Origin of the sequence: Maribacter aquivivus (assembly GCF_900142175.1) — a bacterium.
Lineage (GTDB): Bacteria > Bacteroidota > Bacteroidia > Flavobacteriales > Flavobacteriaceae > Maribacter > Maribacter aquivivus.
Window position 1 is genome coordinate 152231 of record NZ_FQZX01000004.1, and the last position, 18767, is coordinate 170997.

The 18767-nt window shown below is 35.0% G+C and carries 10 protein-coding genes, 1 tRNA gene and 1 rRNA gene; 3 read left to right on the plus strand and 9 right to left on the minus strand.

Annotation, left to right across the window (positions count from 1 at the left end; genetic code table 11):
* Positions 1-16: 16 nt before the first annotated feature.
* From BUC31_RS18790 to nhaD, 8 genes are all read right to left on the minus strand, one after another.
* Positions 17-1459, minus strand: a complete 1443-nt coding sequence (locus BUC31_RS18790; RefSeq protein ID WP_073247159.1) for a RagB/SusD family nutrient uptake outer membrane protein — start codon at positions 1457-1459, stop codon at positions 17-19.
* 17 nt (positions 1460-1476) lie between these two features.
* Positions 1477-4581, minus strand: a complete 3105-nt coding sequence (locus BUC31_RS18795; RefSeq protein ID WP_073247161.1) for a SusC/RagA family TonB-linked outer membrane protein — start codon at positions 4579-4581, stop codon at positions 1477-1479.
* Between the two features lie 931 nt (positions 4582-5512).
* Positions 5513-5587 (minus strand) — tRNA-Val (locus BUC31_RS18800).
* A gap of 59 nt (positions 5588-5646) precedes the next feature.
* The gene (locus tag BUC31_RS18805; RefSeq protein ID WP_073247163.1) at positions 5647-6858 is read right to left on the minus strand and encodes a bifunctional folylpolyglutamate synthase/dihydrofolate synthase; all 1212 of its coding nucleotides are present in this window, start codon (positions 6856-6858) and stop codon (positions 5647-5649) included.
* A complete protein-coding gene (locus BUC31_RS18810) occupies positions 6855-7793 on the minus strand; it encodes an energy transducer TonB (RefSeq protein WP_073247165.1) in 939 nt (312 codons plus the stop codon). The genes BUC31_RS18805 and BUC31_RS18810 overlap by 4 nt, the downstream gene beginning before the upstream one ends.
* A complete protein-coding gene (locus BUC31_RS18815) occupies positions 7794-8180 on the minus strand; it encodes an ExbD/TolR family protein (protein ID WP_073247166.1) in 387 nt (128 codons plus the stop codon).
* A gap of 9 nt (positions 8181-8189) precedes the next feature.
* A complete protein-coding gene (locus BUC31_RS18820; protein ID WP_073247168.1) occupies positions 8190-8879 on the minus strand; it encodes a MotA/TolQ/ExbB proton channel family protein in 690 nt (229 codons plus the stop codon).
* Between the two features lie 52 nt (positions 8880-8931).
* Complete coding sequence (gene nhaD / locus BUC31_RS18825) at positions 8932-10302, minus strand: sodium:proton antiporter NhaD (RefSeq protein ID WP_073247170.1); 1371 nt, start codon at positions 10300-10302, stop codon at positions 8932-8934.
* 338 nt (positions 10303-10640) lie between these two features.
* Between nhaD and BUC31_RS18830 the strand changes: the two genes are divergently transcribed.
* The 3 genes from BUC31_RS18830 to BUC31_RS18840 all read left to right on the plus strand — a co-directional run bounded on the left by BUC31_RS18830 (position 10641) and on the right by BUC31_RS18840 (position 18085).
* Complete coding sequence (locus BUC31_RS18830) at positions 10641-11780, plus strand: acyl-CoA dehydrogenase (protein ID WP_073247172.1); 1140 nt, start codon at positions 10641-10643, stop codon at positions 11778-11780.
* 320 nt (positions 11781-12100) lie between these two features.
* Positions 12101-16609, plus strand: a complete 4509-nt coding sequence (gene gltB / locus BUC31_RS18835; protein ID WP_073247174.1) for a glutamate synthase large subunit — start codon at positions 12101-12103, stop codon at positions 16607-16609.
* 9 nt (positions 16610-16618) lie between these two features.
* Positions 16619-18085 (plus strand): glutamate synthase subunit beta, encoded by a 1467-nt coding sequence (locus BUC31_RS18840; protein ID WP_073247176.1) that lies wholly within the window; start codon positions 16619-16621, stop codon positions 18083-18085.
* Positions 18086-18495: 410 nt separating this feature from the next.
* Here BUC31_RS18840 and rrf read toward each other — a convergent pair.
* Positions 18496-18607 (minus strand): 5S ribosomal RNA (rrf, locus tag BUC31_RS18845).
* Positions 18608-18767: the final 160 nt, after the last annotated feature.

Here is an 18767-nt window from a genome sequence, read left to right on the forward strand (position 1 = left end):
TAAAAGTTTTTAAAATTTAATATCCCGGGTTTTGTGTTAATAGTCCGCCGCTTATATTTATTTCTCTTGCAGGAATAGGTAATAACAATTTTCTTGCATCAAATACATATCCCATTTCAGCAGAATGAGCACTTAACACAGCTTCAGCTACACCGAATCTAAGAAGATCGAACCAACGTTGATTTTCAAATGCCAATTCTACTCTTCTTTCAACTAACAAATCTTCTTTAGTAATTGTGGAAACAGTTGCTGTTAACCCAGCTCTATCTCTTACCGCTTGAAAAGAAGCTATCGCAGCAGAACTTGTAGTTGATGCACCGCCTGCCATAATTGCCTCTACATGCATTAAAAGAACATCTGCATAACGTAATGCTATGTAATCGTTACCTGCATCTCTAGCACTTGCCCCGTAAGAAGGTGGAGTAGTCGTAATATCAGACCCTTCAGGTAAAAACTTAATTACTTCGTTCGATGTGCCAAAAGTAATATACGATTCAGCTGTTCTATTACCGCCATAGGCAGCAAAGTCTAAAACTAAATTTTCGTTTACAATATTTTGACCATCTTCAGAACCTGCGCGAGTTGAAGAAGTAAATTCAGATGAAAAACTTTGACTTTCAGAACTATTACCAGTTTGGTACTGAATTGCAAAAATGATTTCATCGTTCAATTCACTATAAAAGACATCATGAAAGTTACTTTCTAAACTAAAATTACCACTATTAACAATAGACTCACATAGTTGTTGTGCAGCACTGTAATCTGGAGATTCAAGAGAAAGATAAACTTTCGCCAAGATACCTTGAGCCGCAGCTTTTGATGCTCTTGATTTAGATGAATTATCCAAAACACTTACCGCCTCTTCTAAATCGGCAATAATTTGATCATAAACCTGAGCTTCTGCTATTCTAGTAAAAAGTGCCTCATTATCTGTAGGTCCTACCACTGAAGTTACTAAAGGCACTGCACCAAACATTCTAACTAACTTAAAGTATGCATATGCTCTTAAAAATTTAGCTTCAGCAGTATATCTTGCTTGATTGCTTTCATCTGCAACATCAACAAAATCTAAAATGTTGTTAGCTCTAAATATTACTTCGTACATAGACGCATAATAATCTTCTGACTCTACATTATTAGCATTAACAACATATCTATGAAAATCGGCTTTAGAACCCTCTAGTGTTGCATTTCTTGTATTATCTGTACGATGCTCAGTTAAAAGGTGTTCAAATTGAACTCCTCTGTTGAAGTCACCAATATTAGATTCGGTATTACTATTTACACCTTGTAATGCATCGTAAATTCCATAAACCCCAGACAATACGTCTGCATCCGATTGAAAGAACCCATCTACAGCAACTGCCGTATCTGGTAATGGATTTAAAAATTCCTCAGTATCACAGGAAACAAAAACGGACACTGTTACGGCAAAAATTATATATTTTATATGTTTCATTGTTTGTTTTTTTTAGATTAAAAGTCAACGTTAAGACCAAATGTTACCGTTCTAAAGATTGGCGTACCTGCTCTTTGAGAACCATAAGCTCTTGGATTGCTACCATCTATATGTTCTGGATTAAAACCATGGTAATCATCTGCTGTAATGTAAAGCAAATTCTGAGCTGTAGCATAAACTCTTAAGCCACTTACCCCTATACGTTCTGCCACATCCTTTGAGAAATTATAACCAAGATTTACATTACGTAAAGAGAAGTAATCTGCACTTGCAATAACATCACTAGTCAGTACCTTTTCTTGAATGAATGAAACATCAGATACCAAACCATTAGCCACTGCTTCTAATTCTCCACCACTTCTTGTTCTATTACCGAACCAGTTGTAGAAATATTGATCACCAATATTATTAACCTGAGCACCTAAGCTACCCTGAACCATAAATGAAAAATCAACATTTCCAAATTTGAATTCATTGGTAAAACTGTAAACTAAATCTGGATAAGGACTACCTAAGATAGTTTTGTCTTCTTCAGTTATCAATCCATCACCATTTAAATCTTTAACGATGGTATCATCAGATTGACCATTGATTCTGTTCCAAGGACTATCAACATATGTTGTTCTAAAAGAAGTTTCATCAAAAGCTTCTTCATCTACAACGTACCCCCAGAAAGAAGATATTGGTTCTCCTATTCTATTAATCCATTGAGAATTTCTGCCATAATCATCTTCAATTAAAGCATTGTTAGAATCTCCGAAGCTTAATAATTCATTTTTATTCGTAGAAGCGATAAATGTTGAATTCCAAGAGAAATTTTCATTTGAAACATTTTTAGTTCTCAACTCAAGCTCAACACCTTTGTTTTGCACTTCACCTAAATTAACAATACCACTATTAAACCCAGATATGTAAGAAACAGGATTGTTTAATAGCAACTCATCACTTGTTCTTTCATAATAATCAATAGAACCAGAAATTCTATTATTGAAAAAACCGTAGTCTAAACCAACAGTAAATTCTTTAGAAGCTTCCCATTGCAATAAAGTGTTTGCAATATTAAGCGGTGAAACACCAGCGGCAATATTACCGCCATCAATTGCATTAGAATTCTGTAATAACGCTAAATAAGGCCATGAGTTAACAATATCATCACCTACATTAAAATTCTCTGCCCCGGTAAGACCGTAACTAGCTCTGAATTTTAAGGTATTAACTGCGTCGCTATTTAACAAGAAATTTTCTTTAGCAACATTCCAACCTACCGATACAGCAGGGAAGTTACCCCATTTAGAATCTATACCAAATACCGAACTACCATCTCGTCTAAAAGAAGCGTTTACTAAGTATTTACCTTTGTATGCGTAATTAACCCTAGCAAAGTAACCTAACTTTTTAAGCTCAGTATTAATTTCTGTAGGAAGGTCAACTAAAGTAGCTCCTTGAAAGTTTTTAAGTAAATCATTTGAAAAACCACTACCTGTAGTAATACTTTCTTCAGATTTTCTTTTCTGAATTGTTGCACCTACCAACAAGTTTAAATCATGATCATCACCAAATGTTTTGGTATAGTTTAATGTGTTATCAGAAATAATTCTAGTTCTGAATCTATTCGCTAAATAATAAGAAGCTCTAGAATTACCACTTGCATGATTTAATACACCGTCATATCTGGTTCTTTTTCTTTGCTCAAGAGTTACACCCAATGATGTTTTAGCGGTAAGACCGTCTAAAAGCTCATAACTTAAGTATGTAGAACCGAATAATTTAGTATTATATTCAAAATGCTCTCTTTCTACATACTGTGCGTATGGGTTAGAATCACCAGAAGTACGTGGTCTACTATCGTTACCATCTCCATTTACATCTAATTCAACAAGATGATTTTCGTAGAAATAATCCCCTACACCAACATCTGGATAGTTATCTCTATTAATAAACTGAAGTGATTCTTCTGTGTGATAAATAGGTAACCAAGGAGATTGCCGTGTAGGATTGTGAATAGAAGTTGGCAATCTTCTTTGTTTTGTGTAAGAAGGTGTAGCTCTAATTCCAAATCTTGCTCTTTCGCCAATTTTAGAATCTACTTTCATATTAGCTGAGAACAATTTATAGTCATCAGTAATTACAACACCCTCATCATGAAGATATCTTAAAGATGTACTAAACTTAGTATCTTCAGAACCACCTCTTGCAGATAAAGAATGACTGGTTATAGCGCCTCCGTCAAAGAAAACATCTTGCCAATCTCTATCAACACCAGTTGCTCTAACTAATAATTGAGCATATTGTGTTTCATTAGAAAGAGTACCTGTAGCTGCTTGCTCTATTTTAGCCCATTCAGACACACTCTTTCTATAATCGTCACTACCATGAGCACCTTTAAGACCTGTATATGTTTGATAGCTAAATTTAGTTTTCCCAGCCTTACCACTTTTCGTAGTAATTAAAATTACACCGTTAGAACCTTCACTACCATAAATGGCAGCAGAAGCAGCATCTTTCAATACTTCAAAAGATTCTACATCGTTCATATCAAGATTTCCAAGAAAGTCAGAACTTACAACCACACCATCAATTACTAACGCAGGACCTGAATCAGCAGTTACAGAACCAATACCCCTAATAGTAATGGTCGGTGCCCCACCAGCTTCAGCGTTTGTTGCTTGAATGTTCACCCCAGATACCTGACCTATTAAAGCGTCATCAACCCTTGATACTGCTATTTGATCTAAAGTTTCGTTAGTCACTTTAGAAATAGAACCTGTAACGGTAGATTTCTTCTGAGTACCATACCCAACCACTACTACTTCATCAAGCTGACTTGCATCTTCTTTCAAAGTAACGCTAACAGTTTTCTGAGCAACAATTGCTACTGTTTCTGTTGTATACCCTATATATGAGAAACGTAAAATGTCACCACTAGTTACCTGAATGGTAAAATTTCCGTCAAAATCACTTTGAGTACCTCTTGTTGTATTTGCAACAACAATATTTGCGCCAGGTATCGGCACATTGTTTGCATCTGTTACCGTACCTGATAGATCATAGGTGTCTTGTGCAAATAATTGAATGTTGACAAGCAACATTACAACCATAAAAAGTTTTAATTTAAAATTCATCTGTGTTATATTAAGTTAGTTCTATTGAATTGGCTTGTACCATCTTTTTGATCTACTTAAAATGCGATTACATATCTCGCATCATAATCTTCAATATGCCTACACACACACTTTCATCTTAAATCAATGAAAATTCCTATTTTTACCAGGAAATGTGTTTATAGTAATATTTACATGTTTGTGTATTACTTCCCTTCGAAATGAAGTAATTTTTTTTTACTAAAAGGATGGGCGAGCACCCGTCCTTTTTTTATGCAATTCTCTCTAAAGTTTCACGTCATTTTTTTTAGGTTATAAAGGTTCTTTAATTTTAATATTTTAACTGGTTTACCAAATTGGTTCATCAAACTGGTTTACCAAATATATGTTATTATATTGTTAAAAAAAATTACTTTGACGATTTGAAGGCTATTTTATTGTGATTTTATGTATTTAAGCTAGCTTATATTGCGCAATTGACAATAATTAGAGTCTCATATCATAATTATGCAAATCACGATCCAGCACCCTGTTTCATTACGATTCCACCAATTGAAATACATCAAACAGTCACTACAATCGTTAGATTATTAAGAAATAAGATAAAAGAATAGTATATTCTGTAATTGTTATCACTTTTACATATTAAAAGTAACATGCCGCTTCTTAAATACCTCTACACTAGAATAATGGTCTTTTAAACTATTAAGTGTAAAAGACCTAATAATTACTCTACTACGAATACTAATAATAAAATAACCAAGTCACTTTATAATATCGATTAAAGGATGATTGATGTATCTATAATTTTGAAATATATCATAGAAAGAGAGCATACAAGAAAAACAAAATCTGGACTGGTAGAAGTGTAAAAAATACCGAAGAAATTCTATGTTACGAAAGATATAAAAATAAAAAAAGGCTCTCATTTTCATGAAAGCCTTTTAACCTGTGGGCCCTACTGGATTCGAACCAGTGACCCCCTGCTTGTAAGGCAGGTGCTCTGAACCAACTGAGCTAAGAGCCCCAAAAGGAGTGCAAATATATAATACTTTTACATTCCACAAAAGAAAAATCAATAAAAATTTAAAGAACTTCTGCTACCACAAAATTACTGCCGCCAACATAAATGAAATCATTCTTTTTAGCTCGTTTTTTCGCAGCTTTAAAAGCCTTATTTACAGACTTATAAACATCACCTTTAAAACCTGCATCAGAAAATACACGTACTAATTCTTTTTCATCTAGTCCCCTAAAATTTTTTGGCTTACAGTAATAATATGTTGCATTTTTTGGAAAAAGGGAAGATATCCTACTTAAATCCTTATCCTTTACAAAGCCAATTACGATATGTAATTCTTCATATTTCTGCTTTTTCACTTGTTCCATGACAAGCGAAATACCTTCTTTATTATGTGCTGTATCACAAATAATAACAGGATCAGACCCAATTTGCTGCCAACGCCCCATAAGTTGCGTATTTTCTACGACACCTATCAACCCTTGAACTATATTGCTTTCAGTTACTACAAAGCCAGATAACGCATTTAAAGTTGCAAGTACACCTTTTATATTTTTCTTCTGATAAGAACCTAACAAACCGATTTCATAATCAGAATAATCAGCATCTTCAGCAAAAATTATTTTAGCATTATTATCTTTTGCGACTAAATTAAATACCTGTGCTGTTTCAATATTATACTCACTTATTACCACTGGAACTCCCGACTTTATAATACCTGCTTTCTCGCCTGCAATTTTAACGATAGTATCGCCGAGCATATCAACATGGTCTAAACCAATATTTGTTATCAGACTAACCTCTGGCTTAATAATATTCGTAGAATCGAGCCTACCGCCCAAGCCCACTTCAATAATTGCTATATCAACCTTTTCTTGAGCAAAATATGAAAATGCCATACCAACAGTCATTTCAAAAAATGACAACTTGTTTTCAGAAAAATATGTTTGATTCTCATTAATAAAATCTACCACCCAATGCTTAGCTACCTTATTCCCATTAATACGAATACGCTCTCTAAAATCTTTTAAATGTGGTGAGGTGTATAAACCGACTTTATAACCCGCTTCTTGAAGAACCGAAGCTAATAAATGGCTACTTGAACCTTTTCCATTGGTACCAGCTACATGTATACTCTTAAACCGTGTGTGAGGGTTGTTTAAATGATTGGCAAATGATGTAATGCCATCAAGTTTTGAATTAAAGGCACTCTTACCTTTATTCTGATACATTGGAAGTTGTGCAAACATCCAATCTAATGTTTCTTTATAGGTCACTCTCCTAATTTGAAGTTAACAACTACAAAACCAACTTGTTGGTTTGGAGCATTGCTATCTAAATTCCATTTATGCATGAATGCGGTTTTCTTAGCCGGCTCTAACAAACATGGATTATTATTGGTTGTACCTCTTACCCCTGGCTCGGCACTAATTACTTTACCATTCCGATCTACAATAATCTTTACCACTACCCTGCCAGACTCATTACATTCTTGCTGCACTTGCCCTTTGTTTACTAATGATCTGCCATTTAAGCCATAACCACCAGTTCCACTGCCACTACCGGGACTTCCATAATAACTAGTCGCATATGGATCACCGTCTGGTTGACCTTTATCTCCTACCCTATTATCATCACCTTCACTACCAGATGCTGTACCGTCAGATTTGTTAAGACCACCCATCATTGCGTCTAAAGCTTTCTTTTTAGCTTCTTGCTCTTGGCGCGCCTTGTCTTCAGCATCTTTCTTTTGCTTAGCAATTTTTGCTGCTTCAGCCTTTTTCTTATTCTCTGCAGCTTCTGCTTTTCTTTTTGCATCTGCAGCTGCTTCATCAGCCTTTCTTTTAGCTTCTTTTGCCTGATTGATTTTTATAGCCTCTTCATTATCTTGAGTCAATAACTTTTCCGCAGGGGCTTCTTTCTCAGCTGCAGCTTCCTCAACTTCTTCTACAGGTTCCTCAACAGTTTCTGCAACTTCTTGTATTGTTGGCTCAACAGGAGGAGTATCTAAAGGTTCTGACTGTATCTTTTCTTTTGGCTGCACTTTACCGCTACCAAATTCCATAGTGCCAAAATTGACAGAGATTCCGTTTTCTTCTGGCGGATCCATATAGTTTAGACCGATATAAAATAAAACCAACAGCAACGCACTTAACAACAATGTGGTAAGTGTCAATGATTTCTTTTTATGTTTCGTATCTAAAAATGCCATTTAGTTTGGGCGTACTGCCAAAATAACCTTATAATTATTTCTATTTGCGATATCCATAACATATACAGCTTCTTTAATCGCAACACTTTCTTCTGTTCTAAGTATAATAGTAGGACTATCTTGACCAGCTAGAGCTTTTTTCAACTCTATCTCTATATATTCACCATTAATACGTTCATCATTAACAAAGTATTGAAGGTTCTTATCTATACTTACAGATACATTCTGAGTATTTGTAGATTTCCCTTTCGCTTTAGGAAGTAATAAATCTAAAGCGTTTGGAGAATTTGCGGTTAGCATGAAAAATACCAATAACAAGAATACGATATCTGTCATTGAAGACATGCTAAAGTCTGGACTGACTTTATTTCTTCCTTTTAATTTCATAGTATAAAATTAAAGAGGTTCGTTTAATAGATCTAGAAAATCAACTGCATTAGCCTCCATTTTATGAACTACCTTATCAGTTCTGTTCACTAAATGGTTATACCCAACGTAAGCAATAATACCTACTATAAGACCCGCTACCGTAGTAGTCATCGCAGTATAAATACCTGAAGCCAAAGACCCCATCTCCGCTTGACCGCCACTACTGGCCATTTCATGAAAAGCAAGTATCATACCAATAACGGTACCTAAAAAACCAATCATTGGTGCCGCACCTGCTACTGTAGCAAGTATACTTACATTTTTTTCTAACTTATAGACCTCTAGGGTACCAGCATTTTCAATTGCCGTATTTATATCGTCTAATGGCTTACCAATTCTAGACACACCTTTTTCGGTCAATCTAGCTACTGGCGAATCTGTCTGGGCACATAAAAGCTTTGCGGCATCTAAATTACCTGTAGTAACATAGTCACGAATTTGATTCATAAAATTCTTATCTATTTTAGATGCCGCATTTACAGCAAGTAAACGTTCAAAATAGATATATAGAGCTACTCCTAACATTATAAATAATACCGATATAATAATGACACTACCTGTACCACCATTAAATATTAAATCTATAACCGAAAGAGTTTTCTCTTCAGACAATAATTCGTCGCTCGCATCTTGAGCCAAATCCTGGAATAATAACATAGTATTCTTTAAGTATTGAATTTGCCTTTATAACGATGAATTGCGAATTAAATTATGCGTTAAGTACAAAATCTCTTAATAGGATAAAAACAACAGCCCCACTAATAAAACCTGCAAAAGCCAACCATGCAATCTTTTTAAGATACCAGAAAAAATCAATTTTCTCCATACCCATTGCAACAACACCTGCGGCAGAACCAATTATTAGCATACTACCACCTGTACCAGCAGAATAAGCGATAAAATGCCATAACGGATTATCTAAAGGTTCGCTAAACATCCCCATACTTGCAGCAACCAATGGCACATTATCAATAACCGCTGACCCCAAACCAAATAATAACACTACAACATCAGTATTAGGTATTGCTTCATTAAGTGCACCTGCAGCATTAAAAAGTATTCCTAACGATTCCATAGCAGCTACCGCTAATAAAATTCCTAAGAAGAACAATATACTTGGTAATTCTATTTTAGATAAAGAATGGTGAACAGGACTATGGTGACCTTCACTATCTTGACCTTCTTGATCTACTGAAGAAATGCTAAATTTCTTATTACTATATATTTCAGCGAAAGTTGCTACAACAGCCAATGATAACATCATACCTACATAAGGTGGCAAATGCGTAACTGTCTTAAAAATAGGAACAAACAAAATAGCACCTAGACCTAAATACAACATTACCCCACTATACTTAGACTTAGATTTTTCTTCTTCTAACTCCCCATCAATTAAACCTTTAAACACTTTAAATCTACTTGCAATTACAACAGGTACAATCATACATACTAATGAAGGTAAAAGCACGTGAAGAACCAATTGACCAGCACTTACTCTATTAGCAATCCACAACATGGTAGTGGTAACATCACCAATAGGCGACCAAGCACCACCAGCGTTTGCCGTAATAACTATCATACCAGCAAACCACAATTTTGTTTCTCTATCCTTAATAACCTTTTGAAGTATAGTAATTAACACTATAGTAGCCGTAAGGTTATCTATTATAGCAGATAATATGAATGCTAATATTGAAAACAACCAAAGTAATTTTCCCTTCTGCTTTGTTTTAATAAAGCCTTTAATAGTTGCAAAACCATCGAAATAATCAATTATCTCTACAATGGTCATTGCCCCTAATAAGAAAAATAAGATTTCAGCAGTTTTACCTAAATGATGCAAAAGTGATTCCTCCATCATGTGCATTCGATCCAAATGACCAAACTTATCAAATCCTTCTACAAGACTTTGATGAGCAGAATCAAACCAGTTTTCATAGCCATCTATACCAAGAGCAATCAGTGCCCAAAGTATAGCCATCATAGCTAATGCTGGAATTAATTTATCTATTTTAAGATTGTGCTCTAAGGTAATGGCAAGGTATCCTGCCAAAAAAACAATAACAATGATGGTTTCCATATTCGTTGGTTTTTTTGAGTAACTAGTTAGTAGTTGTAAATATAGGTTCTAATTCTAAAAAATAAATCTTCCAAATATATTTAAAATTGTCTTTGAATTCCTAATGAATTAACAATAATACCGAAGTTATTTGACTTCCAAATACTTAAACTGATACTATTATAAAATTAACAAGTTTTTAGTGACCACATTTTAACGCATAAGAAAATGTTAAATATGAACCGACCCCATATTTGGACGGTATTATTGTTACAAAATCGGTCAAAAGGAGGTGCTTAAGTGTAATATTTAACTACTATATCTTTATCTTTGATACGTTAACCTTTATATACAATTAGATGGATTTTTCATTAAATGAAGAACAAAAACTTATAAAACAAGCTGCACGTGATTTTGCTGAAACTGAACTGTTAGCAGAAGTAATTGAACGTGATGACGCCCAAAGATTCCCTACAGAAGAAATTAAAAAATTAGGAGAACTTGGATTCCTAGGAATGATGGTAGACCCAAAATATGGCGGAAGTGGTCTTGATACATTATCATATGTAATTGCCATGGAAGAAATTTCTAAAATTGACGCTTCTACTTCAGTTGTCATGTCAGTAAATAATTCTCTTGTATGTTGGGGGTTAGAAAAATTTGGTTCCGAAGCTCAAAAGGAAAAATATCTCACAAAGCTTTCTACAGGAGAGCAAATAGGCGCATTTTGCCTTTCTGAACCGGAAGCCGGTAGTGATGCTACATCTCAAAAAACAACCGCAATAGATATGGGCGACCATTATATTGTTAACGGCACCAAAAACTGGATTACAAATGGTGGTACCGCAAGCACATATATTGTAATTGCACAAACCGATAAAGACAAAAAGCACAGAGGCATAAATGCATTGATCATAGAGAAAGGTGCTCCCGGATTCGAAATTGGTCCTAAAGAAAATAAATTAGGAATTAGAGGTAGTGACACCCATTCTTTAATATTTAACGATGTAAAAGTGCCAAAAGAAAATAGAATCGGTGAAGATGGCTTCGGCTTTAAATTTGCTATGAAAACTTTGGCAGGTGGTCGTATTGGTATTGCTGCGCAAGCGTTAGGTATTGCTGCAGGTGCTTATGAACTAGCTCTAAAATACTCTAAAGAACGTAAGGCTTTCGGTACCGAAATCAGCAACCACCAAGCTATCGCATTTAAACTTGCCGATATGCACACCGAAATTCAAGCTGCACGATTATTGGTATATCAATCTGCAATGGATAAGGATAATGGTAATGATTATGACCTTTCTGGTGCAATGGCAAAACTATACGCATCAAAAGTTGCAATGGAAACCACAGTTGAAGCCGTACAAATTCACGGTGGAAATGGTTTTGTAAAAGACTACCACGTAGAAAGATTAATGAGAGACGCAAAAATCACTCAGATATATGAAGGCACTTCTGAAATACAAAAAATAGTAATTTCAAGAAGTATTTTGAAGTAAAAATATACTTTTCAAGTTTACACCCCCATACATTATGGGGGTGTTTTTATTTAAACAACTCATTAACTTTGTTACCCTCTCAATAAAGTTAGACTTAATTGTTAGAAAGTTGTAAAAACAAGAATTTACCCCCTACTTCACCCATTCTTTTCAATAATATTAACTTAATTTTATCAATCTGATAAATTGAAGGTTTTAAAAATCCATAATTATCGATTTTTTAAGCTTTTATTTATTTCGTTGAATTTTTTACTTGAATTTGTTTTAATCATTGAATATAATTCAATTAAATTGATATTTTTGAAGAAATACCACAAAGGATGACACTGAAGAAGCAAGGATTATATCTACCGGAATTTGAACATGATAACTGTGGGGCTGGATTTATTTGTAGCCTTAAAGGAAAAAAATCTAACGACATTATACATAAAGCGTTAGAGATACTTGAACGTTTAGAACACAGGGGCGCAGTAAGTGCCGATGGTAAGACAGGAGATGGAGCAGGTATTTTAATAGATATACCTCATGATTTTTTTCAGGCTGTTTGTAGCTTTGAATTACCAAAGGCTGGCGATTATGCTGTTGGTAATATCTTTTTTCCTCGTAAAGAGAATCAACGTGATTTTTGCATCTCGGTTTTTGAGGAAAATATAAAAAAGCAAGGTTTAAAACTATTAGGATGGAGAGATGTACCAGTCAACAGATCAATACCTGGTAGAATCGCTGCTGAAACAGAACCTTTTGTAAAACAAATATTCGTAGCCAAAGAGAACGAAAATCAAAATTATTTTGATTTTAATCTGAAACTTTTTATTGCACGCAAAGTAACTGAGCATACTATAATAAAATCAAAATTATCTGAAAGCAAGTTCTTTTATGTACCTAGTTTATCTACCAAGATAATTATTTTCAAAGGTTTACTAATGCCATTAGACATTAGCCTGTATTACTCAGACTTAATGGATTCTAGAGTAGTAACTAGATTAGCATTGGTACACCAAAGATTCTCAACAAATACCTTCCCAACTTGGGATTTGGCACAACCATTTAGATACATGTGCCACAATGGTGAAATAAACACTCTTAGAGGTAATGTTACCCGTATGTTCTCTAGAGAAGAATTATTGAAGAGTGATGCCTTCGGTGAAGAAATCAAAAACATACTTCCTGTTATTTTACCTGGAAAATCAGATTCTGCTACCATGGATATGGTTGTTGAATTATTATTAATGACAGGTAGATCTTTACCAGAAGTAATGATGATTTTAGTACCTGAAGCATGGGAGAAAAATGAAGAAATGTCTGAAGCTAAAAGAGCATTCTACGAGTATCACTCTTGCATGATGGAACCTTGGGACGGACCAGCATCCATACCTTTCACAGATGGTAACTTTATTGGTGCTGTTTTAGACAGAAACGGACTAAGACCTTCAAGATACACGGTAACAAAAGATGATTACGTGGTTATGTCATCTGAAACGGGTGTTGTTGATATCACTCCAGAGAATGTAGATTTTCATGGAAGATTACAACCAGGCAAGATGTTCTTGGTAAATATGGAAGAAGGTAGAATTATTAACGATGAAGAAATTAAAGAGAACATCGCTCAAAAATTTCCTTACAAGAAATGGCTAAATGATAACCTAGTTCATTTAAAAGACATTCCTTATAATGATTGCCCTTTATTTTTAGGTGAAGAATCTTTAGAAAAGAGAAAATCCGTTTTCGGCTATACATTAGAAGATATCAACACCATAGTACTTCCTATGGCAAAAGCAGGCAAAGAACCAATTGGCTCAATGGGTTCAGATACTCCAATTGCTGTTTTATCTCAACGACCTCAATTAATTTACAACTATTTTAAGCAACTATTCGCCCAAGTAACGAACCCGCCTTTAGATGGTATTCGTGAAGAATTGATTACAGATATCAGTTTAACTTTAGGTAGCGACCATAACATATTTGAATTTACAGAACTACACTGTAGAAAACTTAAAATTCAAAATCCTGTTATTTCTAAAGAGGATTTGGATAAAATTAAAAACTATGACGTAAGTCCAGATTACAAAGTAGTCTCTATTCCTATGTTATATTCCATCAAACAAGGACATAACGGATTAGAAGATGCTTTACAAGCACTGTTGGATCAAGCATCTAAATCAGTAGATGAAGGAGCTAACATTATTATACTTTCAGATAGAAATGTTACAGAAGAAACGGCTCCTATTCCAGCACTTTTGGCTTGTTCATTTGTAAATAGTGGATTACAGAAACTAGGCAAACGTTCTAAGCTTAGTGTAATAATAGAATCTGCAGAGCCACGCGAAGTACATCATTTCGCTTTATTATTTGGTTTCGGAGCAAGTGCTATTAATCCATACTTGGTTAATGAAATTATTGCAGAGCAAATAGAGGAGCATGATATTACAGAAATATCATTTGATGATGCTATTAAAAATTACAATAAAGCTGTAGGTAAAGGTATTTTGAAAGTAATGAACAAAATTGGTATTTCAACATTGAATTCATACCGAGGTTCTCAACTTTTTGAATGTATCGGGATCAACACTAAGGTGGTTGATAAATATTTTCCAAATACACCGACACGTATTCAAGGTATTGGTCTTTATCAAATTGAAAAAGAGATTGCACTGCGTCATCATAAAACATTTAGCAAAAAACATATTGATGCTAATTTAGACTTAGAAATTGGCGGAGAATACAGATGGAGAAGAGATGGTGAGAAACACATGTTCAATCCATTATCTATCGCAAAACTTCAAAAGTCTGTTCGTAATAATGAGCCAGACACATACAAGGAGTACTCGAGTATGGTTAATGAGCAATCTAAAAACCTTATGACGATTAGAGGTCTTTTTGAATTCTCTAATTATGATCCAATTCCATTAGAAGATGTTGAACCATGGACAGAAATTGTAAAAAGGTTTAAAACTGGTGCAATGTCTTATGGATCCATCAGTAAAGAAGCTCATGAGAATTTAGCAATTGCAATGAACCGTATTGGTGGCAAAAGTAACTCGGGCGAAGGGGGAGAAGATGAAAATAGATTCTATAAAAATTCAACAGGAGACTGGAGAAACAGTGCAATAAAACAAGTTGCCTCAGGTAGGTTCGGTGTTACTTCTAACTACTTGACCAACGCTAAAGAAATTCAAATAAAAATGGCACAAGGTGCCAAACCAGGTGAGGGTGGTCAATTACCAGGACCAAAAGTAAATCCAGAAATTGCAAAAACAAGAAATTCTACTCCTTATGTAGGGTTAATTTCTCCACCACCGCATCACGATATTTATTCTATTGAAGATTTATCTCAACTTATTTATGATTTAAAATCCGCTAATAGAAAAGCTAGAATTAATGTGAAATTAGTTTCTGAAGTTGGTGTAGGTACGGTTGCTGCCGGTGTTGCTAAAGCAAAAGCTGATGTAGTATTAGTCTCTGGGTTTGATGGCGGTACAGGAGCTTCTCCTTTAACCTCATTAAAGCATTGTGGTTTGCCATGGGAACTTGGTATTGCCGAAGCACAACAGACACTAGTATTAAATGATTTAAGAAATAGAATTGTTCTTGAATGTGACGGACAGTTAAAAACCGGTAGAGATGTTGCCATAGCTTGCCTATTAGGAGCTGAAGAATTCGGTTTCGCTACCGCACCACTTGTAGCATCTGGTTGTATAATGATGCGTGTTTGCCATTTGAACACTTGCCCAGTAGGTATCGCAACTCAAAACCCTGAGTTAAGAAAGAAATTCAACGGTAAGCCAGAACATGTTGTTAACTACATGTATTTTGTAGCACAAGAGTTACGTGAAATTATGGCACAATTAGGCTTTAAGACCATCAATGAAATGGTAGGTCAGGTTCAAAAACTAGATCGCAAAAAAGCAATTGACCACTATAAAGCAGCTGGGATTGATTTAACTCCTATTTTACATCAAGTAGATGTGCCTAAAGGAACTAAATTCTACAACACAGAAAAGCAAAAGCACGATATAGATAAATCAATAGAGTTTGACATTATAGCAAAAGCTAATCCGTCATTATTCAGAAAAGAAAAATTAATTTTAGATTACCCAATTTGTAATACTGATCGTGCCGTTGGTGCAATCATCAGTAATGAGATTTCTAAAACTTATGGTGCAGAAGGATTACCAATAAATACACTACGTCTAAATTTTACAGGGTCTGCAGGACAAAGTTTTGGAGCATTTGCGACAAGAGGACTGACAATGATCGTTAATGGAAACACTAATGATTATTTAGGTAAGGGACTTTCAGGGGCCAAACTAATTATCAAAGTTCCTGAGAAATCAACAATAGTACCAGAAGACAATGTAATTACTGGTAATGTTACATTATATGGAGCTACCGCTGGTAGAGCATATATTAACGGAAAAGCAGGTGAACGTTTTTGTGTTCGTAATTCTGGAGCGAAAGCTGTAGTGGAAGGTATTGGAGATCACGGTTGCGAATATATGACTGGTGGTGTTGCTGTTATTCTCGGTGAAGTTGGAAGAAACTTTGGTGCAGGTATGAGCGGCGGTATCGCATTCGTATTAGATAACAACAAGACATTTAAAAAGCGATGCAGTACACAAGGTCTTAATCTTTTAGAAGTAACTGAGACCAATGATATCGAGCAATTAAAAGAATTAATTGAAAGCCATTATAACTCTACATCAAGCCCATTAGCACAACGTATTTTAGAAAACTGGGAATCATATTTACCTAAATTCGTTAAGGTCTTACCTGAAGAATACAGACAAGCTTTAATTAGATTAGAGGAAGAAAATTTACAAACTATTTAAAATCGGAATATGGGAAAGATTACAGGATTTTTGGAATTCGATAGAAAAATTGAAGCATACGAACCGGTTGAGGAACGTTTAAAAGATTATAAAGAATTTACAATACCATTACCTGAAAAGGAAATGAAAGAGCAAGGTGCTCGTTGCATGGATTGTGGCATACCTTTTTGCCATAGTGGTTGCCCTTTAGGAAATTTAATTCCTGATTTCAATGATGCAGTATACCGCTCTAAATGGGAAAAAGCGAGTGAAATTTTACATTCAACAAATAATTTTCCAGAATTTACAGGAAGATTATGCCCAGCACCATGCGAAGAAGCTTGTGTACTTGGTATTAATGAAGACCCAGTAACTATTGAAAATATTGAAAAAAATATTGTTGAAACTGCTTTCAAGAAAGGATGGATTACCCCGAAACTACCTTTGAACAAAACAGGTAAAAAAGTTGCTGTAATAGGTTCAGGACCTGCAGGTCTTGCAACTGCACAACAATTGAATAGAGCCGGTCATGATGTTACCGTATTTGAACGCGATCAGAAGCCTGGTGGATTAATGCGTTATGGTATTCCAGATTTTAAAATGGAGAAAAATGTTATTGACAGACGTTTAAATGTTCTTAAAGAAGAAGGTATAACTTTCAAATGCGGAGTTCATATAGGCGTAGATATTAAAGCGGATGCCCTTAAAAAAGAATATGATGCAATTGTTTTAACTGGTGGGGCAACTATTAGAAGAAATTTACCAATTGAAGGTTCAGATTTAAAAGGTGTAGTTCAGGCAATGGACTTTCTAGCCCAAAATAATAGACGTGTTGACGGTATTAAAGATTTGGGAGAGGAAATTAAAGCTACAGGTAAAAATGTAGTTGTTATAGGTGGCGGTGATACCGGATCTGATTGTATAGGTACTTCTTTTCGTCATGGAGCAACTTCTGTATCCAATTTCGAAATTATGCCAATGGCAACAACGGAAAGACCAGAAGGTCAACCTTGGCCATTTTGGCCTATGAGATTAAGAACAAGTTCTTCACATAAAGAAGGAGCTGAACGTTTCTTTAGTATATCTACAAAAAAATTTATTGGAGATGCCGATGGAAATTTAACAGGATTGATAACTTCAGAGGTAGAATGGATAAAAACTCCTGGACAACGTCCACAACTTAAAGAAGTTCCTGGCACAGAAAAGGAATGGAAATGTGAATTAGCACTATTAGCTTTAGGTTTCACAGGTTCTGAAAATACTGTTGCAAGTCAATTAGGCTTAGAGATGGATGCTAGAACAAATATTAAAGCATCTGAAAATGATTATAAAACTAATGTAGCAGGCGTATTTGCTGCTGGTGATCAAAGAAGAGGTCAATCTTTAATTGTTTGGGCTATATCTGAAGGTCGACAAGCTGCTCATCATGTAGATAAATACTTAATGGGCGAAACTGCTTTACCTCTTAAAGGTGAAGGTGATTTGCCAAGAGTATAGTACTCGTACAAATAGCATTAATAGCCCCAACTATTCATTTAGTTGGGGCTTTCTTATTTATAACAAGAACTGGGTAACATCACAAATCACCAGTTCTTTGATAGTTTAGTTTTGTTAACCCAATTAAATAGCTGGATGTGTTTAATTATATTCAAGATTCATAATCAACTAGCGAATTAAATACAAACAGATTTGTTATGAATACAAATTAAGTAAGCATGCTATTGCCCTATCTCAGTTATTAACTTTTTCTAAAGGTTTGTAGAAAAGGAAGCATTCTAACAGAGTTATCTATAAAACCTATTATCTAGTAGTAGTAGTAGTAGTAGTAGAAGTGAAATAATCTCTTGTTACCTAGCGTACTTTATGGTATAAAAAAAGCCCTTTACATTACTGTAAAGGGCTTTCGAAAAAGGCGGCTACCTACTCTCCCACTTGATATAGCAGTACCATCGGCGCAAACGGTCTTAACTTCCCTGTTCGGAATGGTAAGGGGTGGGCCCCGTCGCCATGGCCACCTAAGTTTTAGATCGGGCATTCCCGATCGCGGCCTTCGCCGCAATATCGTTGACATGAATGGAACAGGATCCTATAAAGGAAAGAAGCACTTATAGTATTAAGCAATTTTCGTAATAAAAAGAAAGAAGTAAAGATCGTCGTCCGCCCCGTTCCTAAGAACGGG